This window comes from Wenxinia marina DSM 24838 (assembly GCF_000379485.1).
Taxonomy (GTDB): Bacteria; Pseudomonadota; Alphaproteobacteria; order Rhodobacterales; family Rhodobacteraceae; genus Wenxinia; species Wenxinia marina.
This window is the reverse complement of sequence record NZ_KB902286.1, coordinates 56,879-80,483: the sequence shown is the minus strand read 5'-3', so window position 1 is coordinate 80,483 and position 23,605 is coordinate 56,879. Positions and strand designations below refer to the sequence as shown.

The window sequence follows — 23,605 nt, the reverse complement described above, 5'->3', positions numbered from 1 at the left end:
GGATTGAAGGTAGGATTATGACCAAGACGATCGCTTTTGTCGGCGGAGCACAGAGAAGCGGCACGACGGCCCTCCGCCAGTTCCTGTCCTCCCACCCCAGGGTCGCAATTCTGCACGAACGGTTCGCGCATCTTGCCAACAAACCCGAATTCGGACCTCATCTGTTCACCTCGGACCAGATCGTCGAGGCCGGCGGCGAGGGGGAAGGCCAACGCAGGTTCGACGGTCCCGTGATGAAGGCCATGGCCGCCAAATGGGACGATGCGACTGTCGTCGGAGACAAGATCCCCAAGATGCACTCCCTGATCGCCGCCGCCCGGCGTGTGCCCGGATCCAAGGTCGTGGCGATCGTCCGCGAGCCCTACGGAATGGCCCAGAGCTTCCAGAAGCGTTACAAGAACGAGGAAGACGGGTTCGGCGCGGATTTCAAGGCCGCCGTCAAGCAGTTCAATTTCTCGGTCCAGACCCTCGCCGCCATCGATACCCGGAACGAGGATTTCGACCTGTGCGTCGTGCAGTATCACGACCTGGTCGCCGATCCGGCACGACTGGGATACGTGTTCGAGTTCCTCGGTGTCGACGTGCCCTCTCACGAAGCGATGTCGATGTATCAGCTGAAGGATACCGACCGGCGGCGCGAGGAATCCGAGATCGCGAGTTACGTGTCCCGGAACGCCCGCGTCGGGCTCTATCGAAAGGTTCTGGAACGGTTCAGCGGCGACATGTCGAACGAGAGTTGATCGCATGGTCGTCCGCATCTTCGAAGACGACCTTCTGAGAATCACGTCCCGGCATAAGACGAGCCGCCGCGAAACCGGCTCCGTCCTTCTGTCCTTCACCGGCATCGGTCACGAGATGGGGGGGATCAACGTCCAGAAGCCCGAATTTTTCGGGGTGGGACGCTCGTTCGACAATATCGTATTCATCACCGACAAGACCCGGTCGTGGGGAAACCGGCTGGATTTCTCCGCCGTGAGAGAAGCGATAACGCCTGCCATCGGGGACCGGACGGTGCATTCGATCGGCAACAGCATCGGTGGCTTCAACAGTATCGTATCGACGCATTACATCCCGACGCACACCTGCATCGCGTTCGTTCCGCAATACAGCGTGAACCCGTCCGTCGTTCCGTGGGAAACGCGCTGGAAGAAATACACGTCAAGGATCGAAAGCTTCCGCATAGATCGCGCCGGAGACCACATGAACGACACGACGCGGTATTTCCTGTTCAGCGGCGGGGACGGCCCTGACCGCAAGCACGCCGAGATGTTTCCGGTCCGGGAGAACCTGCATCACTACGCCTTCCCCGGAATCACGCACAAGGTCGCGCAGACGCTCAAGAAGATGGATGCGCTGGACCGGGTCGTGCAGTCCTGTTTCGACCATACCGACGGGCTGCCGAAGGATCTCGAATACGACGTGCTGAGCCCCGACGCCGCCCGACCGGGTGCGGCGCCGGTCCGGGCGGCGGGAGGATCTCGCCCATGAGAAGGGCCGGGGGCGTCTCCTCTCCCGGCCTTCCACCCGCGGATCGCGTCAGAACAGGAACACGTTCTCGAAGGTCAGACCCGACTCCTCGCCGATGACGCGATCCGGGTTCCACCGATCGAAAGCGTGCCGGTGTCGTTGTCGAACGAATCCGCCGTCCGACAGGCCTTTGCCCGGTTCGGTTGCAGTCGGATCGCCCAAGGTCGATCCATCCACTCCAGGTGAGAGGCTCAGAACAGCAGCACGTCCTCGTAGGTGAAGCCGGGCCCGCCCTGCAGCACCGCGACAAGGGCCGGATCCGCGCCGCGTCCCGCCCCGTCGGGATCGATCCGCAGCACCCCGGTGTCGATGTCGTACTCCACCTTGCCCGACCGCAGCGCCGCCTGGGCCTGCACCTTGGTCACCGCGCGGGGGTCGATCATGTCATCGCCAAGGCCGAAGAACCGGTCGTCCAGGGCGAGGAGGTCGGCGCCGCCGAAATCGGCGATCTGCTGGATGCCCTCGCCGGGGCGCAGGACGAAGGCGTCCGCGCCGGCGCCGCCGACCATCGTGTCGGACCCCCCGCCGCCGATCAGGGTGTCGCGGCCGCCGCCGCCCGACAGGGTCTCGTCGAGGGCGGTTCCGATCAGGCGGTTCCGCCCGCCATCGCCCTCGATCAGGGGCGGGGGCGGGGGCGGGGCGGACACGTCCGACACCTCGAAATGACGCGCCTCCAGCGGAGAGCCGGGCCCGCTGGCATGGACAATACTGACCTCGGTGCCGTCCACGAAGGTCAGCGACGAGACGTTGGAGAACGGCTTGGCGAGCGCCGCCACCGCCGCCTCGGCCGAGGCGAAGCCCGACCCCACGATCTCGATCCTCTCGTCCTCGAGGTCGAGGTCGGCGATCCGGATCGATCCGCCGCCGGCCGCGCGGATGACGAAGCGGTCGATCCCGTCGCCGCCGTAGAACGCGTTTTCGCCCGCGCCGTCCTCGAGCAGATCGTCTCCCGCGCCGCCGAACAGGACGTCCGCGCCATCCTCCCCCGCCAGCGTGTCGTCGCCCGCGCCGCCCTGGAGCCGGTCGTCCTGCGCGCCTCCCGACAGCCTGTCGGCCCCGTCCCCGCCGAACAGCAGGTCCTCTCCCGCCCCGCCGTCCAGCGTGTCGTCTCCACCCCCACCCTGAAGCTGGTCGTTGCCGCCCAGACCATCGATCGCGTCGGCCAGTTCCGTGCCGAAGACGGGCCGGTCGTCGCCTTGCGTGGTGATCGGCGGGGTCGATCCCTGCGCGACGAAGCCGTCTATCTCGTAGCCGATATCGGCGAGGAGCGCGAAATCCACCGCGGACGGCAGCTTGCGCGCGCCGATGGTGAGGGTGGGGTCCATCAGCGCGCGGCCCTCGTCGAACCCGTCGGCGACGTGGTCCGCGCCCGATTGCAGCGGGACCGGCGCGCCACCGTTGGCGGCCAGCGCGTTGGGCCCGCCGAACGTGCCGTCCCGGCCGATCGCCTCGAAGATCGGCGCCGTGCCGATGCCGAGGATGTGCCCGATCTCGTGCAACGCGACGCTGAGGAAGTCGTGGCGCCCCGGCTCCGGCCCCTCGAGCGAGAAGCTCCACGCCGCCGCCGTGTCGAAGGTGATCGTGCCGGCCCAGGGTTCGAAATCCGTCACCGGTCCGCCGCCGCGGAAATCGCCCGAGACCCGCGCCCTGTAGACATCGCCCGCCGCGTCGGTGCCGTCGTAGCCGCCGAGGCCGAGCGGGCCGTCCAGCGCCTCGGCCCCGGCGAAGACCAGCAGATCGTCGATCGGTGCGTCCAGGACGATCGGGCGCCGGGTACCGGCATCCGACGGATCGTCGACCGTGAAGGCCGTGCCGGCGGGCACCTCGTCGAACTCGTCGAGGAGCGCGGCTTCCCAGATCGCCGCCGCCGCCTCCAGCGCGGCGCGCCGGGCGGGGTCGTCGAAGAACCCGGTATCGAAACGGTAATCTATGGCGATGTCGAAAGACATGGATCGGTCTCCCTGCCCGAATGGGGGCAGATTAGCGCGAGCGATCGCGGAACTCATGCCTTTCCTGTCCGCCTCTTCCTCCCGCCCGGCTCCCGCAAGACCCTGCCGGGAGGAAGGAAAAGGTCAGAACAGCAGCAGATCGTCGGCCTCCAGCCGCGGCGCCCCGCTCAGCAAGGCGACCAGGAACGGATCGCCCCCGCCCTGGTCTCCGTCCGGATCGAACCACAGCCGCCCCGTGGAGCGCTCGTACTCCGCCCGGCCCGCCGAGAGCGTCCCGCGCACCATGCCGGGCGTCACGTCGCGGATGTCGATCGCGCGCTCCCCGTTGAAATAGCGGTCGTCGAGGGCGAGGCGGTCGCCCGCCTCGAAATCGCGGATCCAGACCGGATCCTCCCGTCCCTCCCATTGCAGCACGAAGACGTCGGCGCCGTCCCCGCCGCTCAGCGTGTCCGCCCCGCCCTTGCCGATCAGCAGGTCGTCGCCCTCCCCGCCGCCCAGCTCGTCGGCGCGCCGCGAGCCCTTGATGCGGTGCAGATCGGCGACGGACCCACCGGATCCGGGGCCCGAACCGGAGCCAGAGCCCGAACCCGTTCCAGTGACCGGCTCCGGCTGTCCGCCGCCCCCCGGCGCGGAGGGGGGCGGGTCGGGCTCGAGTTCGATCCCCTCCATCCAGGCGGGCAGCATCCGGCTCAGCGGCAGCGGATCGGCGGCGCGCAGATCGTCCTGCGTGATCGTGCCGCCCCCCGCCCGCACCAGCCGCAGGACCTCGTCGCCGAAGCGCAGCACCGCGCCGTCCGCGACGCTCTGCACCTCGATCTGCTCGACGCTGCGCAGGAAGCTCCAGGCCGACAGGTCGAGCCGATCGACGCCCACCTCGAAATCCAGCACCCGGTCGAGCGCGCCGTCGGCCTCGAAAACGAAGGTATCCGCCCCCGCCCCGCCGGTCAGCCGGTCCTCGCCCGCCCCGTCCATCAGCACGTCGCTGCCGGCGCCGCCCCGCAGGTCGTCCGCGCCACGCGCACCGGCCAGCAGGTCGTCGCCCGCGCCGGCCTCGATCCGCTCCCCGGCGGAGCGCGCGATCCGGGTGGTGCCCTCCGGCCCGCCGGGCAGGTCGATGCGGGTCAGGCCCGGCTCCGCGCCGCTGGCCGCGACGAGCTCGATCCCGTCGCCATGCGCCGCCATCGACAGCGCCGAAACCGAGGCCAGCGTGGTCTGCGTCGTGTCCGCAAGGCTCGCGACATGGGACAGCCGGCCGCCGGGCAGAAGGCGCAGCACGCTCACCCCGTCATCCGATCCCGCCACCGCCAGGTGCACGCCGCCCGCGCCGTCCGCCACCGCGATCTCGCAGGCCCCGGCGAAGCGGGTGCCCCGGCCGTCGATCACGTGATCGACCGCCTCCAGCCGGCCGGCCGGGTCGATCCGGAACACGCTGAGCGAGGAGGACCCCGCGGCGGCGAGGATCGCGTAGCTCTCGCCCGCCACCTGCGCCACGGCCAGGGCTGCGGGCGCGGCGATCCCCAGCCCCTCCGCCACCGCGACGGTGTCGGCCAGGCTCGCCCGGCCCTCCGAATCGAGCCGCAGCAGCGCCAGCGCGGTCTCGCCGCCGGTCGCGGCCACCAGCCAGTCGGTGCCGCCGTCCTGCGCGGGCGCGAGATCCGCGAGCCGGTCCGCGCCGGGGATCGCCACCGTGCGGCGATCGGCCAGCGTCCCGTCCTCCAGCCGCCAGCTCTCGACCAGGCCCCGGTCGATCTGTCCGCCGTGAACGAGGACGTCGCCGCCGGCCGGCCGGGCCACCCGCGCGGCGAATCCGTCCTCCGGCCCGCCGCCATCGACGCGGCCCCTGGCCGCGAGATCGTCCCCCGTGGCGTCGAAGCGGCGGATCACGCCCCCCGCGAGCCCGCCCAGCAGCAGGTCCTGCCCGCCCGGCAGCGCCAGCAGATCGCGCGGATTGCCCGCCACCGGACCGTCGCCCAGGCTCAGCTGGTCGAGCCGCCGGGCCTGTCCGGCATCGTCGATCCTCCAGCTCGCCACGCCGCCGGCGGCCGCGGCGTTCACGCTGTGGTAGAGCCCCGGCTCCGTCCCCGCCACGATGTCCTGGACCGCGGCGAGGAAGGGGTCGCCGCCACCGCTCGCCCGCGCCGTGATGTCGTCCGTCCGGATCGCCATGGTTCGTCTCCCGCAGGGTGCGGAGGACGGTCTGCGGGCCGGGCATGGCCGGGCGGGGGCGGAGCCGGTACGATCCGGGCGGCATCCCGGGGCGCGGGCGCGGCGATCACCGCCGATTTTCGGTCAATTGGCCGGACCGGAGGCCCCGCGGTCAGAGCCTGCCGGCGGCCAGCGCCTCGAGATAGGCGCCGTAATCGTTCTTGGCGAATTTCGTCGCTCGCGCCCTCAGGCCCGCGCTGTCGATCCATCCCTTCTGGAACGCGATCTCGTCGGGGCTGCCGGTCTGCAGCCCCTGCCGCTCCTGCAGGGTGCGCACGAAATTGCCCGCATCCAGCAGCGAGGCATGCGTGCCGGTATCGAGCCAGGCATAGCCCCGCCCCATCCGCTGCACGTCGAGCGTGCCGTCGGCGAGGTAGCTCTCGAGCAGCGAAGTGATCTCGAGTTCGCCCCGCGCCGAGGGCGTGATCCGCGCCGCCCGCTCCGGCGCGGTCCCGTCGAGGAAGTAGAGCCCGGTCACGGCGTAGGAGGAGGGCGGCACGCGGGGCTTCTCGACGATCGCGCGCACAGTGCCCGCGGCATCGAAATCCACCACGCCGTAGCGTTCGGGGTCGGCCACGTGGTAGCCGAACACGGTGCCGCCCTCGCGGCGCGCATCGGCCCGGGCCAGCATCTCGGGCAGGCCGTGTCCGAAGAAGATGTTGTCGCCCAGAACCATCGCCGAGGGGCTGCCCGCGAGGAAATCATCGGCCAGCAGATAGGCCTGGGCCAGCCCCTCCGGCGCGGGCTGGACGATATAGGTGAGCGCGATGCCCCACTGGCCGCCATCGCCGAGCGCGCGGCGGAACTGGTCCTGGTCCTCGGGCGTGGTGATGATCGCGATCTCGCGGATCCCGGCCAGCATCAGCACGCTGAGCGGGTAGTAGATCATCGGCTTGTCGTAGAGCGGCACCAGCTGCTTCGACAGCCCCAGCGTGATCGGATAGAGCCGCGTCCCCGACCCTCCGGCCAGCACGATGCCCTTGCGCGCCGTTCCGTCCGCCTTCGTTTCCGCCATACCCTCACCCTTCTCTGCCTGTCCTGCCGCTGCCCCGCAGCGCGGCGCCGCCCATCGCTAGTGCCGCCCCTCCGGGCACTCAAGCGCGGCCGCAGCCCTGCGCGGCGGAACGAGGGTGGCTCTGGCGGTTGCGTCACAGGCCGCGACGGGGTCTGTCGCCAGGCGAGGCCTGTTCCTTCTTTTCCGCTGCAGAGGACGTGCCGGCTTCCTGCTCGGCTTGGAGCCGGCGGGCCCCGCCGGCCCCCTGCCCCCGCTGCCGACCCGCGACTGCCTGCTGCCCATCGTGGCGCCGCTGGCCGCCGCCCGCGCCGCCGGGCGGCCGAGGCGCGGCTCCGCCCGGTATCTGGACCCGCGCGGGCCGCGCGCTCGGACATGACCGTTTCCTAGCCTTCGGCCGGTCCGGCAGCGCCGACGACCCCGCCGCCCGTCGCTGCGAGGTCGCGCGCCACCGCGCGCCAAAGCCGCGCCAGCGCGCTGCGGGGGCCGATCTGGGCCGCGCGCCCGGTCTCGCGCGGATCGACGTCGAACCAGGTGCGCGTCCCGCCGCGATCGAGGGGCGCGGGCGGCGGCGCGGGCAGGGGCGGCAGGGCGCCGGTCAGGCCGGGCGGCGTCTCCTCCAGCGGCAGCAGCCGCACCTCCGGGCGCCGGGGACCGGGCAGGGGCCGCCCCAGAGCTGCGGCGAGGTCGCGTTCTCCCGCCTCGATCCGCTCCAGCGCGGCATCGAGCACGGCGAGGCCCAGCCCCGCCTCGCCCGGATCGCGCCCGACCGGCGCCAGCAGCAGATCCGCCCCCGCCAGGACCGACGTCGCCAGCAGGCCCAGCCCGCGCGGCGGATCGATCAGGATCAGGTCCGCCTCCTGCCGCAGGGGGGCCAGCGCCTCCTCCAGGGCCCGCACCGCGCTCCAGCCCGGCACCGCGCGGTCCCATTCGGCCAACGCGAGGTCGGCTGCGGCCAGCTCCGCCCCGCCCGCGATCACCGAAAGTCCGGGCCAGCGGCTCGGTCGTGCGAGATCGCGCCCCGATTCCGCAGCCGCGGCCAGATCGGCCGGCATCGGGGCGGGGCGCTCTCCCCGTTCGGCCAGGGCGGCATTGCGCGCGCGCAGCGCGCGGCCTGCCGCCGCGGCGAAGAGATCGCGCATCCCCCCGTTCCGTCCCCTTTCCCGGCCCCCTTCCTGTGCCGGTCCGGCCTCGATCCGCCGGGCCAGATCGCCTCTGCCGCTGCCGTCGATCGCGATTACCCGCCAGCCGTCGAGCGCGGCGGCCACCGCCAGTTCCGCGGCCGCCCGGCTCCGCCCCGCCGCGCCGAGCGGGGCCGCCATCGCCACGACGACGGCCCGCTCGCGAGGTGGGGGCAGGTAGCGCTCGGCGGATCCCGTCGCCGCGAAATGCGCCCGGATCGACGACAGTTCTCCGGCGGTGAACCGCAGGGCGCCCCGGCCTTCGGCATCTCCCCGCGGCAGGGTCGGAACCTCGCGCAGGGTGCGGCGCAGGTATTCGGCCGAAACCGGCAGCATCCATTCCGCGATCTCCCAGATCGCGAACCGGCGCGGCCCCTCCCCGTCGGTGTCCCGCCTCGATTCCGGGTCGGGGTCCGACCCCGGGATCCCGGCCTCTCGCCCCTTGGCCTGGAGGCTTCGGGCCATGTCCGACAATCCCGCCATCGTAGTTCGTTTCCTGATCAGGTTTTCATTTTTTCTGCAGGTTCATGTTTATCGGCAACCAGATGGAAAAACGACTGCTTTCTCTGCTTGTCCTGAGGCTTCCGGGCAGGCCCGCTCTGTCCTTGTGGATTCGGCGTCACAAGGCGCTGTTACTGAATCTGTTATTTTATAGTTACGGCCTTCGAGACATTTCGGAAAAGTCTTTGCGGTCAGTCCCTTCCGCGGGTTCGACAGGTTCGAAGCGATTCCGAAACCCCGATCGCCCGATTCCGAAACCCCGAGGGCGGCGATTCCGAAACCCCGATCCTCGCTCCGCTCCCGGTGGCATGGCGCGGCCGGGGACTGTAGGCTCAGCGTAAATGAAACCCCGAACCGCCCTCCGCCTCCGGCCGGGCGCAACCGGAGGGCGGAACGAGCGGGCAGGGGCGCCATGACGGGACGAGACAGGGGTCGGATCACGGAAAGCCTTCCCCGCGGGGAAGAACGGTATCGGACGGGACGGGGCGGGATGGCGGTGGGCGCGCCTCCCGATTTCTTCGCCTGCGACATCTTCGATGCCGTGCCCAAGGACGACCTCGCCTCGATGGAGCATCCGCTCTTCTCGCTTTCGACCCGTCCCGACCGGCAGGTGCTGTCCTACGCGCACCGGGGCACCCGGATCGAGGTCGTGCCTTCGGTCAAGGGGCGGGCCACGATCCACGACAAGGACATTCTGATCTACTGCACCAGCCAGCTCATGTCCGCCCTGAACGCGGGTCGGGACGTTGCGCGCACGCTGCATCTCACGGCCCACGACCTGCTGCTGGCGACGCGGCGCGAGACCAGCGGCGACGCCTACCGGCGCCTGCGCGAGGCCTTCGAGCGGCTCGCGGGCACCCGTATCACCACCAATCTCGTCACAGGCCCGCCCGAGGATCCGGTGGAGGTCACGCGTGGCTTCGGCCTGATCGAGGACTGGGAGATCGTGCGCCGCACCCGCGGCGGGCGCATGGTGCAGGTGCGCGTGACCCTCTCCGAATGGCTCTACCGCGCCGTGCTCGCCAAGTCGGTCCTCACCCTCAGCCGTGATTATTTCGGCCTGCGCCGCCCGCTGGAGCGGCGCCTCTACGAACTCGCCCGCAAGCATTGCGGCCGCCAGCAGGACTGGCGGATCGGCCTCGCCACGCTCCACGCCAAGTCCGGCTCCGGCAGCCCGCTCCGCGTGTTCCGCGCGATGGTCCGGCAGATCTGCACCGAGGACCGGCTTCCCGATTACGTTCTCGCCGTGGAGGAGGGCGACGTCCTGCTCGTCCGGCCGCGGGCCGCGGCGGCGCTGCTCGAGGACGGCCCGGGCGCCCCGGTATTGCCGCCGCTCTCCCCCGCCATCCACGACCGGGCCCGGGCGATGGCGCCGGGGCTTGACGTCCACGCGCTCGAGGCCGAATGGCGCGGCGTCTGGGCCCGCTCCGGGCGCCCGCTCCTGCGCAATCCCGGCGCGGCCTTCCTGGGCTGGGTCAAGAAACGCGAGGCATGAAGATGCAGATAGAGACGACCCCCCTGCCCGGCGTGATGATCCTCACGCCGAAGCGCCACGGCGATGCCCGCGGCTTCTTCTCCGAGAGCTGGAGCCGGGAGACGCTCGCCGCGCAGGGCATCGAGCTCGACTTCGTGCAGGACAACCATTCCCTGTCCGAGGCCGCCCCGACCCTGCGGGGCCTGCATTTCCAGGCGCCGCCCCGCGCCCAGGCCAAGCTGGTGCGCTGCGGGCGCGGGCGGCTGCTCGACGTGGCGGTCGACATCCGCAAGGGCTCCCCGAGCTATGGGCGCTGGACCGGCGTGGAGCTCTCCTTCGGGAACGGCCGGCAGCTGCTGGTGCCCGCGGGCTTCGCCCACGGCTTCGTCACGCGCGAGCCGGGGACCGAGATCGTCTACAAGTGCACGGACACCTACGCGCCCGAGACGGAAGGCGCGATCCACTGGGCCGACCCGGACCTCGCCATCGACTGGGATCTTCCCCGCGGGGAAGAACCGCGCCTCTCGGCCAAGGATGCAGAGGCGGGCCGGCTGGCGGATCTGGACAGCCCCTTCACCTACGAGGGCCCCCTGCCCTGGGAGAACCGGACATGAAGCTCCTCGTCACCGGCGGCTGCGGCTTCATCGGCTCGGCCGTCGTGCGCCGCGCCGTCGCGCAGGGCCATGCGGTCGTCAATCTCGACGCGATGACCTACGCGGCCTCGCCCGAGAGCGTGGCGGAGGTGGCGGACCACCCCGCCTATGCCTTCGAGAAGGCCGATATCCGCGACCGCCCCGCGCTCGACCGGATCCTCGCTGCGCATGTCCCGGACGCGATCCTGCATCTCGCGGCCGAGAGCCATGTCGACCGGTCCATCGACGGTCCCGCAGCCTTCGTCGAGACCAACGTCACCGGCACGTTCAACCTGCTGGAGGCGGCTCGCCGCCATTGGGAGGGGCGCGGCCGACCGCGGGACTTCCGCTTCCACCACGTCTCCACCGACGAGGTCTTCGGCTCGCTGGGCGAGACCGGGCAGTTCACGGAAGACACGCCCTACGACCCGCGCAGCCCCTACTCCGCCACCAAGGCGGCCTCCGACCACCTGGTGCGGGCCTGGCACGGGACCTACGGCCTGCCCGTGGTCCTGACCAATTGCAGCAACAATTACGGCCCCTACCACTTTCCCGAGAAGCTGATCCCGGTCGTGATCCTGAAAGCGCTGCAGGGCGCGCCGATCCCGGTCTACGGAGCCGGGGCGAACGTGCGCGACTGGCTCTATGTCGAGGATCACGCGGACGCGCTGCTCACCGTGGTCCAGCGTGGCCGGATCGGGCGCAGCTACAATATCGGGGGCGAGAACGAGGCGCGGAACATCGACATCGTACGCCGGGTCTGCGCCCTGCTGGACGAGCGGCGGCCGGGAAACGGACCCTATGCCGAGCAGATCGCCTTCGTCGAGGACCGGCCCGGGCATGACGCGCGCTACGCCATCGACCCGTCGCGAATCCGGGACGAGCTCGGCTGGCGTCCCTCGGTCACGCTGGAGGAGGGGCTGGCCCGGACCGTCGACTGGTATCTGCGGAACGAGGCCTGGTGGCGCACCCTGCTGGAGCGCCGCCCCGCCCTGCTGGAGCGGCTGGGCACCTTCCCCGCGGGGAAGGTTTCGTGACCGATACGCCCGGAACAGATCCTCTTCCCGCCGCGTCGGGCTTCGCGGTCGACCCCGCCCCCACCGTGACCCGCCCGCTCGTCTTCGGCGTGACGGGGCAGGTGGCGCGGGCCCTGCGGCGGCGCGTGCCGGACGGGATCTTCCTCTCGCGTGCCGAGGTCGATCTCGCCGATCCGGCTGCGTGTGCCGCTGCGGTGGCGCACGGCGCCGGGGCGGTGGACGCGGTCATCAATGCCGCGGCCTGGACTGCCGTGGACGCGGCCGAAGCGGAGGAGGACGCGGCCCGGATCGTCAATGCCGAGGCGCCGGGCGCGATGGCGCGGGCCGCGGCGGCGGCGGGGCTGCCCTTCCTCCATGTCTCGACCGATTACGTCTTCGACGGGACCGGCAACCGGCCCCGGCAACCGGACGACGCCCCGGCCCCGCTCGGCGCCTACGGGCGGACCAAGCTGGCGGGCGAGCGGGCGGTGGCGGAGGCGGGCGGGCGCTCGGCGGTGCTGCGCACCTCCTGGGTGGTCTCGGCGGAGGGGGCGAACTTCGTGCGGACGATGCTGGCCCTGTCGCGGACCCGCGAGCGGCTGACCGTGGTCGCCGACCAGATCGGCGGGCCGACCCCGGCCGGGGCGATCGCGGCTGCGCTGCTGTCGATGGCCGGGCGGCTGCCGGAGGGGCAGGGGGTCTGGCATCTGTCGGGCGCGCCCGACACGTCCTGGGCGGAGTTCGCGCGGGCCATCCTCGCGGCGGCCGGGCGGACGACGGAGGTGGCGGACATCCCCGCCTCGGACTGGCCGACCCCCGCCCCCCGGCCCGCCAATTCCCGGCTGGATTGCGGTACGCTCGCGCGCGATTTCGGCATCGGGCGGCCCGACTGGCGGGCGGCGCTCGGGCCGATGGTGGCGGCGATCGAGGCAGAGGCGCAGCGGATGGGGTGATCCCTCCCTCCGGGGTCTGGGGTCTTGGGGACTCTGACGGACCTTCCCAGCGGGGAGGTCCGATCATGTACAGAGCCTGATGGAACGGCCGCGCAGGGTCTGTTCAAGGATCTCGGGTGATCCGGTCCCGCGAGGGGGCAAAACCTTCCCCGCGGGGAAGATCAGGGGGATGGACCCGAGGCGGCCCCCGGCTTAGCCCAGGCGGTCAAGGAAGGCGCGCAGCGCGTCTTCCAGCCGGGCACGATCGATCTCGGTCATGTCGCGGTCCAGGCGGATCTCGAGCCGGCCCTTCGAGGCGGCGCAGCTGACCGTGCCGGCGCGGTCGTGGCGCAGGGTGACCACGGTCTGCGGGGCGGGGCCGGAGGCGGTGACGCGGGGCCGGGGCGGCGGGGCAGGGGCCTCGTCCTCGCGGTCCGGCGGAGCCTCCGGCGCGCCGTCCTCGGCGGCGCGGCGCAGGACCGCAAGCTCGTCCTCGACCGAGCGGTTGTCCCAGCCCTTGAGGTCGGCGCGAATCCGGAACGTGATGCCGTCGTCCTCGTCGATCCGCTGGGAGAGGCGCAGGCCGAGGGCGCGGGGGATCTCCTCGGGAAAGCGCAGCACGTCGCCGAGGCGGCGCACCAGCGGCAGGAAGCCGCGGATGTAGCTGCGCTTCTGGTAGCCGGCGGAGCGGAACAGGGTCGCGACCGCCTTCTCGGCCGTCATCTCCTCGCGCGGGTCGAGGCTGGCGAAATTCTCGGCCAGCTGCGCCATCTCGGCGAAGGAGATGCCGGCGCGGACCATGTTCTCGTCCACCATCCGGCGGTAGAGCACCTCGAGCCCCTCGCCGGCGTCGGTCACCAGGGCGGGGATCGTGCCCCAGGCCTCTTCGTCCCCGGTCTCCTCCAGCAGCGCGCGGAAGGCCGAGAGGCGGCGCCAGCCCTGGATCAGCTCGAACCGGCCATGGGCGGCCCGCTCCAGCCGGATCGGGTTCGACAGGCCCACGTCCTGCAGCGAGGTCTTCAGCTCGTCCAGGGTGCCGTCGTCGAACAGCTTGCGGCGGCGGTCGCGCACCAGCTTGACCGTGTCGATCGCCTCCAGCGGCACCCGTTCGGCGACGAGGCCGAGGGCGCGGGCGCTGACATGGGCATGGGCGAGACGATCGTTCTCGTCGCGGATCGCGGCGAGCGTGGCGGCCCGGTCCGACAGCGCGACGCCGGTCTCGGTAATGGCGCTGGCCATCGGGCCGCGGCGGGGCCGGTCGGGCGCCAAGAGGCCCACGCGCGGCCCGGACGCGGCGGCTGGGCCGGGGCCGGGGCCGGCCTCCGGGCCAGCGGTGCCCTCCTCGTCCTCCGGCAGCTCGAGATCAAAGACCCTGCGCTTGGGCATCTTCCGTCTCCTGTGGCTCGTGTCCCCGCGGGGACGGGGCGGAGAGCTTCGGCCAGGCGGCGAGCGCGGTGCCGAGGAACTCGGTATAGGCTCTGTCGAAGGTGTCGCGGGCCCGGCGCCAGGTCTCTCGTGTCATGTCGCGGTAATCGGTCTCGTAGATCGAGGAGAGGAAGCGCCCGGACTGATCGACCGCGCGTGTCATCTCCACGGGATGGGTGCACAGATGTGAGCCGAAGACCTTGCCATAGGCTTCCAGCATCGCGCGGTGCAGATCGTTGCCCGGCTCGAACCGGGTCATCAGAAAGCGGATGTCGAGATAGGTCTTGGGCAGGGTCACGCCGCCCGTCGGCACCTCCTCCTCGGCGCCGCCATAGCCCGCGGCGAGATCGCCGAGCGCCTCGGAGAGCTGGCCGATGAAGGAGGTGGTGCTGTCGTATTCCCAGTAGCCCGGACCGGAGGGGATCCACAGCATGTCGGCGGCGAAGACGGCGTTCATCGACTGGTAGCCGATCGCGGGCGGGCAGTCGAAGAAGACCAGGTCGTAGGCGTCGTCGGGGATCTGCGCCAGATAGCGCGCGACGGCGGCGAAGAAGGTCCAGTCCGGGTTCAGGTGGCGGTATTGGGCCGAGGCGAACTCGACGAAGGCGGCGTTGGCGCAGGACGGGATCAGGTCGATCGTGGGCCAGGCGGTCGGCTTGATGAAGTCGGCCGTGCGCAGCGTATCGAGGCCGAGGTCGCGGATCGAGGCGGGGATCGTGCGGCGGGGCAGGGCGGTGCCCGAGGCGGCACCGGTGGGCCCGGCATTCATCCGGTCGGTCTCGTGGATGAGGTCGCGTGCGATGATGCCCCAGACGGTGTAGTCCTCGGCCACGTCGGTCAGGCCCATCGCATGGGACAGCGTCGCCTGCGGGTCGAAGTCGATGCAGAGCACCCGGTAGCCATCCAGCGCCGCGGCATGGGCGAGATGCAGCGCCACGGTGGACTTGCCGGCGCCGCCCTTGAAGTTGGCGATGGCCGTGCGCAGCGCCCGTCCGGGGGGGCGTTGCGGCATCAGAGATCGCCGCCCCACCTTCAGCCGGCGCCGAAGCTCGTTGATCTCCTCGAGGGAGAACCAGCGCTGGCGCCCGTCGGGTTCGACTTCCCCGCCGGGAAGATCGGGCTGTGCGGCGAGGCGGCCGCGGAAGGTCGACTGGTTGAGGCCGAGGATCAGCTCCGCCACTTCCCAGGACGAGAAGCGGCGCAGCGTCTTCTGCATGTCGGGGCTGAAGGTCTGGCGCCGGATATGGGTCTGGAGCCGCAGCGAGGCCGATTGCAGCCGGGCGAGGGCGGTATGATTGTAAAGGGGGCGGTCGGTCATGGGGCCTCGCGGTCGGTACGGCGCGGTCGCATCGGCAGGACGCTTTTTCGCCGTCGCGTCCATTTTACGTCCTGAGGCGCGGCGGGCAATCAAAACGATGCGTCTAGAGCACCCGCTTTTCCCATATCGTGGGATTTGCGCCGTCCAGGGCAGGAGATCGAAAGCCAACGCCATCCGAGGCGTTGCGGCGAAACGGGTCGATCGGTCGCTGCCCGAGGACCATGTTCACCCCCTTGCGGCAACTTGCGCGTTCCTTCCCGACGTCCCGCCGGAGCTCCCGCCGATGCCCGACCAGTCCGATAACCTGTCGCTGCCTTATCTCCAGCCGGCGCAGGCGCAGAAGCACGTGACCCACAACGAGGCGCTGAAGCGGCTCGACATCCTGGTACAGGCGACGGTGGCCGACCGCGACCGGACCCAGCCGCCCGCCGCCCCCGCCCCCGGCGACCGGCATCTCGTCGCCGCCCCCGCCACGGGTGACTGGGCGGGGTGGGAGGACAGCCTCGCCGCCTGGGACGGCGCGGCCTGGATCCGGCTCGCGCCGCGGCCGGGCTGGACCCTGCGCTGCCTGGCCGAGGGCGCGACCCTTGTCTGGGACGGGACGGCCTGGATCGCGGACGGTGCCGCGGAGGCGGCGCCGACCTTCGGCATCAATGCCGCGGCGGATGCCGGCAACCGCTTCGCCGTGTCCTCGCCCGCGGTGCTTCTCAATCACGAAGGCGCGGGGCACCGGGTCAAGGTGAACAAAGCCGCGGCCACCGACACGGCATCGCTCCTGTTCCAGACCGGGTTCTCGGGCCGGGCCGAGATGGGGACGGCCGGGTCGGACGCCTTCGCGGTCAAGGTCAGCGCGGACGGTGCGGTCTGGACCGAGGCTCTGACGCTCGATCCCGCGACCGGCCATGCGCGCGGCGCCGCGGTGCAGACCGAGCCCTCCGACGCGACTTCGGGCCGCCTGCTAAAGGTCGGAGCGGCGGGCGTGGCGCTGGGGCCGGACGTCTATCGCCGCGGCAATGCGGTGGGGACGGTGACGCAGGCGGAGGGCGTGCCGACCGGGGCGCTGGTCGAGACGCCCGTCTCGACGGCCGACGGCTGGGTCGAGAAATGGGCCAATGGCCGGATGGAATGCTGGCACCGGATCAATCTCGGTCCGGTGACAGCCATCGGCAGCGGAACGGACGGCGATCCCTACCAGACCGCCCAGACGAACTGGACCCTGCCGTCGGCGGACTTCGTCGAAGCGCCGCTGATCTGTCTCGCGCTGGAATATGACAGCTCCGATGGCCGCGCCCGCGGGCTTGCGGCGGGGTTCCGGTCGCGCTCGACGACGGCGGTGACCGGCATCGGCGCGACCCGGGTGAGCTCGCAGAGCGCGATCGGCGACGTCCTCGTCCACATCCGCGCCATCGGGCGCTGGTCCGCCTGAAACCGCGGGCCTCTCGCCGCCCTAGCCGCTGACCTGGGTGGCGAGACCGAAGACGGTGCCGATCAGCCCCAGAACAGTGACGGTCGAGGTGATCGGGCTTTCCGTGACGTAGACCAGATCGCCGGGCATGATCTGGAACTCGCCGGCGCTGAAAAGCCCGTCGGCCGAGGTCATGTCGAGCGTGAAGACGACGCGCATGTGGTCCGGCCCGGAGGCATCGGCGCGCACCGCGGAGGCGGGATAGCGGCGCAGGATCAGGATGCCCTGCGGATCGGCGCGGGTCTCGTTGACGCCGCCGATCATCGCCATCGCCTCGAGCGCGGTGATGCGCTCACGCCTGAAGGGATGGAGCGTCTCGGCCCCCGCGGCGCCGAGCGAGATGAAGAACCGGTCGTCCTCCTCGATATAGACCTGATCGCCGCCGACCAGCGTGGTGTCGAGCCGGGGCGAGTCCAGCAGCCGCTCCATCGAGATGCCGAAGATGCGATCGCCGCGGTGCAGCCGGACCTGCGGATTGTCGATCGTCGCGGCAACGCCGCCGCCCTCGGCGATCAGGCCCATGATGGAGAAGTCGCGGTCGGGCAGGGGGTAGCTGCCGGGCGTGGCGACCCCGCCGACGAGGCTGACGGTGTTCTGCCGGCCCTCGACGAAGTCGAACTGGACCTGCGCCGAGGGCGTGACGGCGGTGTAGAGCTCCTCGATCCGGTCGCGCGCGGTCTCGGGCGACATCCCTGAGACCCGGACGGAGCCGACATAGGGCAGGAAGATCGATCCCGAGGCGCCGACCCGGATCTGCCCCAGATCGACCGCGCGCTGCCCGGTCGTGGTGAGCAGGCCGTTCTCCTCGGTGCTCCAGATCCGGACCGAGACGGTGTCGCCGGCGGCGATGATCCGGTTGTTCGGCTGGTCGACCCGTTCGATCCAGGGATAGCTCTCCCCCCCGATGCGGGGCCAGGCGGCATAGACCGGCAGCAGGGTCCGCGTGACCGGCGCGACGGCGAAGTCGCGCAGCGCGGCGTCCTGTCCGGTGCGGGTCTCGAGGATCTCCGATTGTATGGCCGCGCCACGCGGCGGCGCGCAGGCTGCGAGGCCCAGGGTCAGTCCCAGGATCAGGGCACGCGCCGCGGCGGTCCGGCCCCTGCTCGTCGTCCAGTCGCGCATTTCATCCCCGGTTCCGGTCGTGCCATGCCCCTCGAGCGCCGTGGCTGCAGCCTCGCAGTGCCGATTTCTTCCTTAACGGCTCTGCCGGGACAATTCCATCGCCCCCGCGCGGCCGATCACCGCCTTGCGCGGCAATCGGCGGAAGGAAGGCCGCATCGGCCCACGGTGACGGTGCCGCCGCGTTCCGTCGCGCGCGGCGCTAGCTCCGGAACGTGCGGGAGACGGCGCGCAGGGGCGAGGTGACCTTCCAGGAGGTGCTCGACAGCAGATCCTCCACGGCCCGGGCGGCCTCGGAGGATCTGCGGGTCTCCTCCTTGAGCCGGCCGGCGAGCTTGTCGCGCTCGCGCCGGACCTTTTCCAGCTGCGCCGACACCGTGTCGATCCGCGCGGTCAGGGCCGCGATCTCCTCCGCCGCCCGGATCCGCTCGGCCTCGAGCGTCCGGACCTTTCCGGTCTCGGCCTCGACCCGGTCGCCGAGCTCTGCGCAGAGACGGCGCAGGGCCTCGTGTTCCTCGGAGTCCGCTGCGGCAATCGGTCCGGCAATCGGTGCGGGCGCGGCGCGGGCCTCGGCCTCCTCGAGCAGCTTGCCCATCTCGCGGAGCTGGGCGGCGAGGCCATCGGCCCGTTCGCGCTCCGCCTCCAGCCCCGTCGCCTCCCCGGCGGTGCCGTGCCCGGTCTCCAGCGCGTCGGCCCGGCTCTGCGCGGCGTCGCGCTCGGCCTCGACCTCCTCGAGGCGGCGGCGTGCCGCGTCGAGATCCCCGCGCAGGGTCCGGACCTGGTTCCCGGCCACCTCGGCCTCCGCCTGCGCGGACCGGATCTCTTCCTGCGCGGCCTCCAGACCGAGGGCCGCCGCGGCCGCCCGCTCGTCCCGGGCCTGCATCTCGGCCCTGAGGCTTTCCGTCTGCTGCTGCTCGGCCTTGAGCCGGTGCGCGGTCTCGACCTCGCGGTCCCTGGCCCTCCGGACCAGGCCGTGGGCCTCGTCGACCTCGCTCCGGGCTCGCTCCGCCTCGCCCTCGGCATGCTGACCGCCCCCGAGACGGCGGAAGATCTGCCGCACCATCCGGGTGTCGCGATGGCTGGTGCCGAAATCGAGCAGCGTCGCGAGACGGGACGGGAGCTCCTGTGCGTCGCCGACCACCACCGCGCCGTCGCCGTGGGGGAAGACCAGCGTATCACGCTCGCCCAGGACGGCCGGCAGCGCCGCCGCCGAGCGCAGGCCGTGGATTACGACGATGCCGCCGCGCGAGAGGCGCCGGAGCATCCCTGCGGAGACAGCCTCTGCCAGCATCGCCGCCTCGATCACCAGCAGATCGAAGCTTTCGGCCTCGATCCCGTCGATCGCCTCGGCCACGGGACCGGGCAGCAGGGTCGAGAATTCGGCGTATTGCTGGTCGTTGTAGTCCAGGATCGCCCCGTCGAACCCGTCCGTGCCGCCGGCGACGGCCCAGCATTCGGCACCGGTATCGAGCCGCTCGACCGTCTGGCAGATCGCGAAATGGGCCAGCGCGTCCGTCCCGCCCAGGCTGAGCGTCGCCGCCGGGCGCAGCACCTCGGTGATCCAGAACAGCAGCGGCAGGTGATGCAGGATCGGCGCAGGGCGGACGAACTTGGCGCGCGCGAAGAGCGCGAGCACGCTCAGCGTCATGGGAATCCGCGAGCCGGCTGTCGCGATCTCGCCCTCGGGCGCGGGGGTCAGGTCGGTCTGTGACACAGGGGAATGCACCGGATCCGGGTTGAGGCCATCGTGGGCGGGCCGCGTTTCGTCGCGGCCTGTTCTATGGGATGGATGGCGGGAGTTACAAGTTTCGCCGAACCCGGCGCGGGGGCGATTCCGGCGCGCCGGGGCGGGGCCGACGTGCCGCGGCGCGTCATCTGCGACGCCGGGCATTTCGTGCCCAGGGTCTGTCCGCGCCAACAACCCCGGCGCGCCGGGGCGGGTAACAGCGGGCGGTCGCGTTTCGGTTTGAAACCCGGCCGGTTTGAACGGAAGAGGGGCCCTGGACGTTGTGCAGGAGGCCGGACGATGAGCGAACGAAGCGCCCGGAAGAAGACCGATGCCGAGCTGATCGCGGACTCCGGCCTGTTCGACGCGCAATGGTATGTCCAGGCCTATCCCGACGTGGCGGCGTGGCCGGGGCTGCCGGAGAGGCACTTCCTGCTGCACGGGCTGGCGATCGGGCGCGATCCCGGCCCCGAATTCTCCTCCGCCTTCTATGCCTCGGCCTATCCCGACGCCGCCGGCATCCCGCCGCTGCTGCATTACCTGCGGGTCGGGATGGCGCAGAAGCGCTACCGCACCGTCTTTCATGCGCGCCGCCCGCTGGGTCTTGCGCGGCGGGCGGCGCGGCGGATGTCCTACAAGATCTTCGTCGCCGGGTTCGAGACGGAGGCCCTGCGCGAGGCCGAGGCGATGGTGAGGGATCACCACAGCATCTTCATGCGCTCGGCAATGGCGATGACGCTGGCGAGCTGGGCGATCTGGCGCGCCGGACCCGAGATCGCCGTTCCGGTATCCGGGGAGGAGACGCCCGAGCAGGATGAGCCGTCCTTGCAGACACGAGATCTGGCTCGACGGGCGCTCGGCTGGCTCGGCGGGATGAGCACCGGCTGGCTGGCACCCGAGGAGATGGCGGCGCGGGACCTGCTGACGGTGCTGGCGCTGATCGGCGATCGCCGGATCCGGCAGGCCCGGCTCCATGTCGAGGCCGCCGCCGCGGCGGGGCGCCCCACGGCCGAGCTCGACCTCGCGCTGACGCTTTCGCAGCGCAGCGGCGGCGTGCGCCGCAGCCTGCTGGCGCGGGCCTTCGGCGGGCTGGGCCTCGCCCCGCCCGAATTTCCCGCCCGAAGCGGAGCCCCAGACCTGGCCGACCGGCTGCGTTTCGTCACCGCCGCCGCGCCGCGCGCTCCGGCGGGGCCGGCGATCTCGGTCGTCGTCGCGGCGGAAGAGGCGACCGATCCGGCCGCGATCCTGCGCACGCTGAGGGCGGTGCAGGCCAGCGAGGGGGTCATGGGCGAGATCGTCCTGGCCGGGCCCGAGGCCACCCTGCCGAAGCCGTCCAAGGTGCCGAAGGGGCCTTTCGCGATCCGCCGGATCGAGACGGACGGATCCGCCGCGGCGGCAGCGAACCGGGGCCGCCGTGCCGCCACCGGCGCTTTCGCCGCCATCCTGGCGGCCGGGGATGTCGTCCATCCCGCGCGGTTGCGCCGGCAGGCGGACGCATTGCTGCTGTCGCCAGAGGCGCTGGCGGTCACGGCGCCCGCGATCTGGCTTGCGCCCGATCTGCAGGCGCGGCGCTGGTTCACCGGCGCGGGCGGGGGGCAGGATGTGCCCGGCCCCGATACCGAGCGGGCGGGCGAGGGGGTGAGCCTCTTCCATCAGGACCCGGAGTCGGTCCTGGTCCGGCGCGCCGAGGCCGAAGCCGTGCTGGGCGACCGCGACCTGCCCGAGGGCGGGGCGGCGGAATACCTCGCCCGGGCGCGCGCGGCGGGCGGTCCGGGGGCGGTGCTGCACCTGGCGGACGGCCCGCCGGTGCTGCGGTTCGAGACCGGCCCGGCGGGGCACGCGGCACCGCTGCCGCGGGGGGCCGCGCTCGATTACCGCGAGGCGGGGGCCCATCATCATGCGCAGGTCCTGAAGGACATGGCGGCGGCGCCGCTGCGCTACGATCTGGGCGCGGGACGCCCCTTTCCGGCACCGGCCCGGCTGTCCGGGCGAGCGGGGACCGGGTTCTACGACGTCATCATCGCCTCGGACTTCCGACTGATCGGCGGCTCGACCCAGTCCAACGCCTCGGAGATCCGGGCGCAGCGGCAGGCCGGGCTGCGCACCGGGCTGGTGCAGATGTACCGCTACGACTTCCACAGGGATCCCTGGCGTCCCATGCTGCCCGAGATCCGCAACGAGGTGCATGCGGGACAGGTTGCAGGCGGGCAGGAGAGCCTCGTCGATGTCCTGGCCGAGGGCGACGAGGTGTCCTGCGATCTGCTGATCCTGCGTTATCCGCCGGTCCTGCGCTATTCGCAGACGATCGTGCCCCGGATCGCGGCCGGATCCATGAAGGTGATCGTCAACCAGCCGCCGCGCAGCGACTATTCGGACGACAGCGTGGTGCGCTACGACCTTATCGAGGCGGACCGCACCGCGCGCGAGATGTTCGGCACCGCCCCGGTGTGGCATCCAATCGGTCCGCTGGTGCGGCAAGCGATGATCACCCACCACGGCACGGACCTGCAGCAGATCGAGCTGTCCTCCGAGGACTGGGTCAACATCATCGACCTCGCCGATTGGGCGCGCCGGCCCCGCGGCCCCGCGCCGGGGCGCACGCCCCGGATCGGCCGCCATTCGCGCGGTCATGCCCACAAATGGCCGGCCACGGCCGAGGACATCCTCGCCGCCTATCCGGCCTCGGGTCCGTTCGAGGTGCACGTGCTGGGCGGCGCGGAGCCGGCCGCGAAAATCCTCGGCGCGGTGCCGGAAAACTGGACGGTGCACGATTTCGGGGCGCGTTCGCCGCGGCGCTTCCTCGCGGAGCTCGATTTCTGGGTCTATTTCGCCCATCCCGACTGGATCGAGAGCTTCGGCCGCACCATCATCGAGGCGATGGCGGTAGGCATGCCGGTGCTGCTGCCCGAAGTCTACCGCCCGCTCTTCGGCGAGCACGCGATCTACTGCACGCCCGCCGAAGTGCAGGGGATCGTGCGTGATCTCTGGGCCGATGCGGGCGCCTACCATGCGCGGGTCGGGGCCGCCCAGGATTTCGTGCGCAGGCGGTTCAGCTACGAGACGCATATCACCCGGCTGGCTGCCGCCGGAGTCAGCGTCGGCACGGTACCGCCCGCCCCGTCCGGAACGAGGCCGGACCAGGCCAGGGCGGAACAAAGGCAGGCGTCCGGGGCGCCAGCGGTGCCGGCGAAGGAGGGGCGGCGCCCCGCCGCTGGATCTACTACCGTCCCCGGCACGGCCCAGCTCGTCCTGGGCGACATCTCGGCAGTGCGCAGGGGGCTCAAGGATTCGGCCGAGACGCTCGACCACCTGCCGCGGCGCGACTATCCGGGGCCGGACGCGCTCGGGGACGAGCCCGCGATCTACGCCGCCACGCACGAGGGCTGGCGCTACGACCTGCTGTTCTCGCCCAAGGCCGGGGCCGACCGGCTCTTCGTGTTCTTCTCGGGCAACGCGATGCGCAAGAAATACAATCCACCGGTCTTCCAGCGCTGGAAATGGGCCCCCGCGATGCCGGGGCACTGTCTCTACATCTCCGATCCCACGATCCTGCTCGACGACGCGCTGGGGCTCGCCTGGTATTGCGGCACGCCCGATCACGACCCGCAGGACCGGATCGCCGCGCTGATCCGGGAAATCGCCATGGCGCAGGGGGTGGCGCCGGAAGGGATCACCACCTACGGCTCTTCGGGGGGCGGCTTCGCGGCGCTCAGGATCCTGCCCGCCCTGCCGGGCGCCTCGGCGATCGCGATCAATCCCCAGATCGACGTCACCCGCTACCAGACGAAGAACGTCGAGCAGTATACCGGCATCGCGATCGGCACGCGCGACCGCGCCGAGGCGCTGGCACGGATGCCGCGGCTGTCGCTCCTGAACCGGACCGAGGCGCTGGCGGGGCGGCGGATCGCCTATCTGCAGAATACGCTCGACCTGCACCACATGAGTGCCCATTACCGCCTCTTCCGGGAGGAGATGCAGCGCCTCGGCAGCCGGACCTTTCATCCGGTACTGTTCACCGCCGAGGGCGGACACGGCGCGGCCGAGACGCCCGAGGCGATGGTGAAGGCCTTCGATGCCCTATTCGGGTCCTAGGCGACGGTCGGCAGCGCATGTCGGGGCGACC

General features: G+C 71.5%; 18 protein-coding genes. 9 read left to right on the top strand and 9 right to left on the bottom strand.

What is annotated here, in order from left to right; genetic code table 11:
- Positions 1–17: 17 nt before the first annotated feature.
- Positions 18–740, top strand: a complete 723-nt coding sequence (locus A37W_RS0108590; protein ID WP_018302623.1) for a sulfotransferase family protein — start codon at positions 18–20, stop codon at positions 738–740.
- Positions 741–744: 4 nt separating this feature from the next.
- Positions 745–1,488 (top strand): hypothetical protein, encoded by a 744-nt coding sequence (locus A37W_RS0108585; protein WP_018302622.1) that lies wholly within the window; start codon positions 745–747, stop codon positions 1,486–1,488.
- Positions 1,489–1,536: 48 nt separating this feature from the next.
- Here the strand turns inward: A37W_RS0108585 and A37W_RS23700 are convergent, their stop codons facing one another.
- The 5 genes from A37W_RS23700 to A37W_RS0108565 all read right to left on the bottom strand — a co-directional run bounded on the left by A37W_RS23700 (position 1,537) and on the right by A37W_RS0108565 (position 8,339).
- Positions 1,537–1,689 carry a hypothetical protein gene (locus A37W_RS23700; RefSeq protein WP_156169081.1) on the bottom strand — a complete coding sequence of 51 codons (153 nt, stop codon included), beginning with the start codon at positions 1,687–1,689 and terminating at the stop codon, positions 1,537–1,539.
- 29 nt (positions 1,690–1,718) lie between these two features.
- Positions 1,719–3,476 (bottom strand): matrixin family metalloprotease, encoded by a 1,758-nt coding sequence (locus A37W_RS24535; RefSeq protein ID WP_018302621.1) that lies wholly within the window; start codon positions 3,474–3,476, stop codon positions 1,719–1,721.
- A 123-nt stretch (positions 3,477–3,599) separates the two neighbouring features.
- Positions 3,600–5,642 carry a M10 family metallopeptidase C-terminal domain-containing protein gene (locus tag A37W_RS22775; protein ID WP_018302620.1) on the bottom strand — a complete coding sequence of 681 codons (2,043 nt, stop codon included), beginning with the start codon at positions 5,640–5,642 and terminating at the stop codon, positions 3,600–3,602.
- Between the two features lie 151 nt (positions 5,643–5,793).
- On the bottom strand, positions 5,794–6,696 hold the full coding sequence (gene rfbA, locus A37W_RS0108570) for a glucose-1-phosphate thymidylyltransferase RfbA (RefSeq protein WP_018302619.1): 903 nt from the start codon (positions 6,694–6,696) through the stop codon (positions 5,794–5,796).
- A gap of 383 nt (positions 6,697–7,079) precedes the next feature.
- On the bottom strand, positions 7,080–8,339 hold the full coding sequence (locus A37W_RS0108565; RefSeq protein WP_018302618.1) for a ParA family protein: 1,260 nt from the start codon (positions 8,337–8,339) through the stop codon (positions 7,080–7,082).
- On the opposite strand from A37W_RS0108565, the gene A37W_RS23695 reads away from it, so the two are divergent.
- The 5 genes from A37W_RS23695 (at position 8,338) to rfbD (ending at position 12,450) form a co-directional block, all read left to right on the top strand.
- Complete coding sequence (locus A37W_RS23695) at positions 8,338–8,529, top strand: hypothetical protein (RefSeq protein WP_157236474.1); 192 nt, start codon at positions 8,338–8,340, stop codon at positions 8,527–8,529. The two genes, A37W_RS0108565 and A37W_RS23695, sit on opposite strands and share 2 nt — an antisense overlap.
- A gap of 336 nt (positions 8,530–8,865) precedes the next feature.
- The gene (locus tag A37W_RS0108560; protein ID WP_018302617.1) at positions 8,866–9,870 is read left to right on the top strand and encodes a replication initiator protein A; all 1,005 of its coding nucleotides are present in this window, start codon (positions 8,866–8,868) and stop codon (positions 9,868–9,870) included.
- A gap of 2 nt (positions 9,871–9,872) precedes the next feature.
- A complete protein-coding gene (gene rfbC / locus A37W_RS0108555; protein ID WP_026198379.1) occupies positions 9,873–10,463 on the top strand; it encodes a dTDP-4-dehydrorhamnose 3,5-epimerase in 591 nt (196 codons plus the stop codon).
- Positions 10,460–11,518: a dTDP-glucose 4,6-dehydratase gene (gene rfbB / locus A37W_RS0108550; RefSeq protein ID WP_018302615.1), complete on the top strand. Its 1,059-nt coding sequence runs from the start codon at positions 10,460–10,462 to the stop codon at positions 11,516–11,518. The genes rfbC and rfbB overlap by 4 nt, the downstream gene beginning before the upstream one ends.
- Positions 11,515–12,450 carry a dTDP-4-dehydrorhamnose reductase gene (rfbD, locus tag A37W_RS0108545; RefSeq protein WP_018302614.1) on the top strand — a complete coding sequence of 312 codons (936 nt, stop codon included), beginning with the start codon at positions 11,515–11,517 and terminating at the stop codon, positions 12,448–12,450. The genes rfbB and rfbD overlap by 4 nt, the downstream gene beginning before the upstream one ends.
- Before the next feature lie 192 nt (positions 12,451–12,642).
- Here the strand turns inward: rfbD and A37W_RS0108540 are convergent, their stop codons facing one another.
- A complete protein-coding gene (locus A37W_RS0108540; RefSeq protein ID WP_018302613.1) occupies positions 12,643–13,815 on the bottom strand; it encodes a ParB/RepB/Spo0J family partition protein in 1,173 nt (390 codons plus the stop codon).
- On the bottom strand, positions 13,793–15,172 hold the full coding sequence (locus A37W_RS0108535; protein WP_018302612.1) for an AAA family ATPase: 1,380 nt from the start codon (positions 15,170–15,172) through the stop codon (positions 13,793–13,795). Before A37W_RS0108535 ends, A37W_RS0108540 begins: the two co-directional genes overlap by 23 nt.
- A gap of 283 nt (positions 15,173–15,455) precedes the next feature.
- Here A37W_RS0108535 and A37W_RS0108530 point away from each other — a divergent pair, with 283 nt between their 5' ends.
- Complete coding sequence (locus A37W_RS0108530) at positions 15,456–16,598, top strand: DUF2793 domain-containing protein (protein WP_018302611.1); 1,143 nt, start codon at positions 15,456–15,458, stop codon at positions 16,596–16,598.
- Between the two features lie 21 nt (positions 16,599–16,619).
- Here A37W_RS0108530 and A37W_RS0108525 read toward each other — a convergent pair whose 3' ends face one another.
- Positions 16,620–17,759: a polysaccharide biosynthesis/export family protein gene (locus tag A37W_RS0108525; protein ID WP_018302610.1), complete on the bottom strand. Its 1,140-nt coding sequence runs from the start codon at positions 17,757–17,759 to the stop codon at positions 16,620–16,622.
- 199 nt (positions 17,760–17,958) lie between these two features.
- On the bottom strand, positions 17,959–19,470 hold the full coding sequence (locus tag A37W_RS0108520) for a hypothetical protein (RefSeq protein WP_026198377.1): 1,512 nt from the start codon (positions 19,468–19,470) through the stop codon (positions 17,959–17,961).
- A gap of 312 nt (positions 19,471–19,782) precedes the next feature.
- Between A37W_RS0108520 and A37W_RS22770 the strand changes: the two genes are divergently transcribed.
- Positions 19,783–23,574 (top strand): glycosyltransferase, encoded by a 3,792-nt coding sequence (locus tag A37W_RS22770; RefSeq protein ID WP_018302609.1) that lies wholly within the window; start codon positions 19,783–19,785, stop codon positions 23,572–23,574.
- The last annotated feature ends 31 nt before the right edge of the window (positions 23,575–23,605 follow it).

Coding starts and splice junctions, on each gene's coding strand:
- A37W_RS22775 (WP_018302620.1), bottom strand. CDS start 5,642: ATGGCGATCCGGACGGACGACATCACGGCGCGGGCGAGCGGTGGCGGC.
- A37W_RS0108585 (WP_018302622.1), top strand. CDS start 745: ATGGTCGTCCGCATCTTCGAAGACGACCTTCTGAGAATCACGTCCCGG.
- A37W_RS0108535 (WP_018302612.1), bottom strand. CDS start 15,172: ATGACCGACCGCCCCCTTTACAATCATACCGCCCTCGCCCGGCTGCAA.
- A37W_RS0108530 (WP_018302611.1), top strand. CDS start 15,456: ATGCCCGACCAGTCCGATAACCTGTCGCTGCCTTATCTCCAGCCGGCG.
- A37W_RS0108560 (WP_018302617.1), top strand. CDS start 8,866: ATGGCGGTGGGCGCGCCTCCCGATTTCTTCGCCTGCGACATCTTCGAT.
- A37W_RS0108565 (WP_018302618.1), bottom strand. CDS start 8,339: ATGGCCCGAAGCCTCCAGGCCAAGGGGCGAGAGGCCGGGATCCCGGGG.
- A37W_RS23695 (WP_157236474.1), top strand. CDS start 8,338: ATGTCCGACAATCCCGCCATCGTAGTTCGTTTCCTGATCAGGTTTTCA.
- rfbB (WP_018302615.1), top strand. CDS start 10,460: ATGAAGCTCCTCGTCACCGGCGGCTGCGGCTTCATCGGCTCGGCCGTC.
- rfbC (WP_026198379.1), top strand. CDS start 9,873: ATGCAGATAGAGACGACCCCCCTGCCCGGCGTGATGATCCTCACGCCG.
- rfbA (WP_018302619.1), bottom strand. CDS start 6,696: ATGGCGGAAACGAAGGCGGACGGAACGGCGCGCAAGGGCATCGTGCTG.
- A37W_RS0108590 (WP_018302623.1), top strand. CDS start 18: ATGACCAAGACGATCGCTTTTGTCGGCGGAGCACAGAGAAGCGGCACG.
- A37W_RS24535 (WP_018302621.1), bottom strand. CDS start 3,476: ATGTCTTTCGACATCGCCATAGATTACCGTTTCGATACCGGGTTCTTC.
- A37W_RS0108540 (WP_018302613.1), bottom strand. CDS start 13,815: ATGCCCAAGCGCAGGGTCTTTGATCTCGAGCTGCCGGAGGACGAGGAG.
- A37W_RS0108525 (WP_018302610.1), bottom strand. CDS start 17,759: ATGCGCGACTGGACGACGAGCAGGGGCCGGACCGCCGCGGCGCGTGCC.
- A37W_RS22770 (WP_018302609.1), top strand. CDS start 19,783: ATGAGCGAACGAAGCGCCCGGAAGAAGACCGATGCCGAGCTGATCGCG.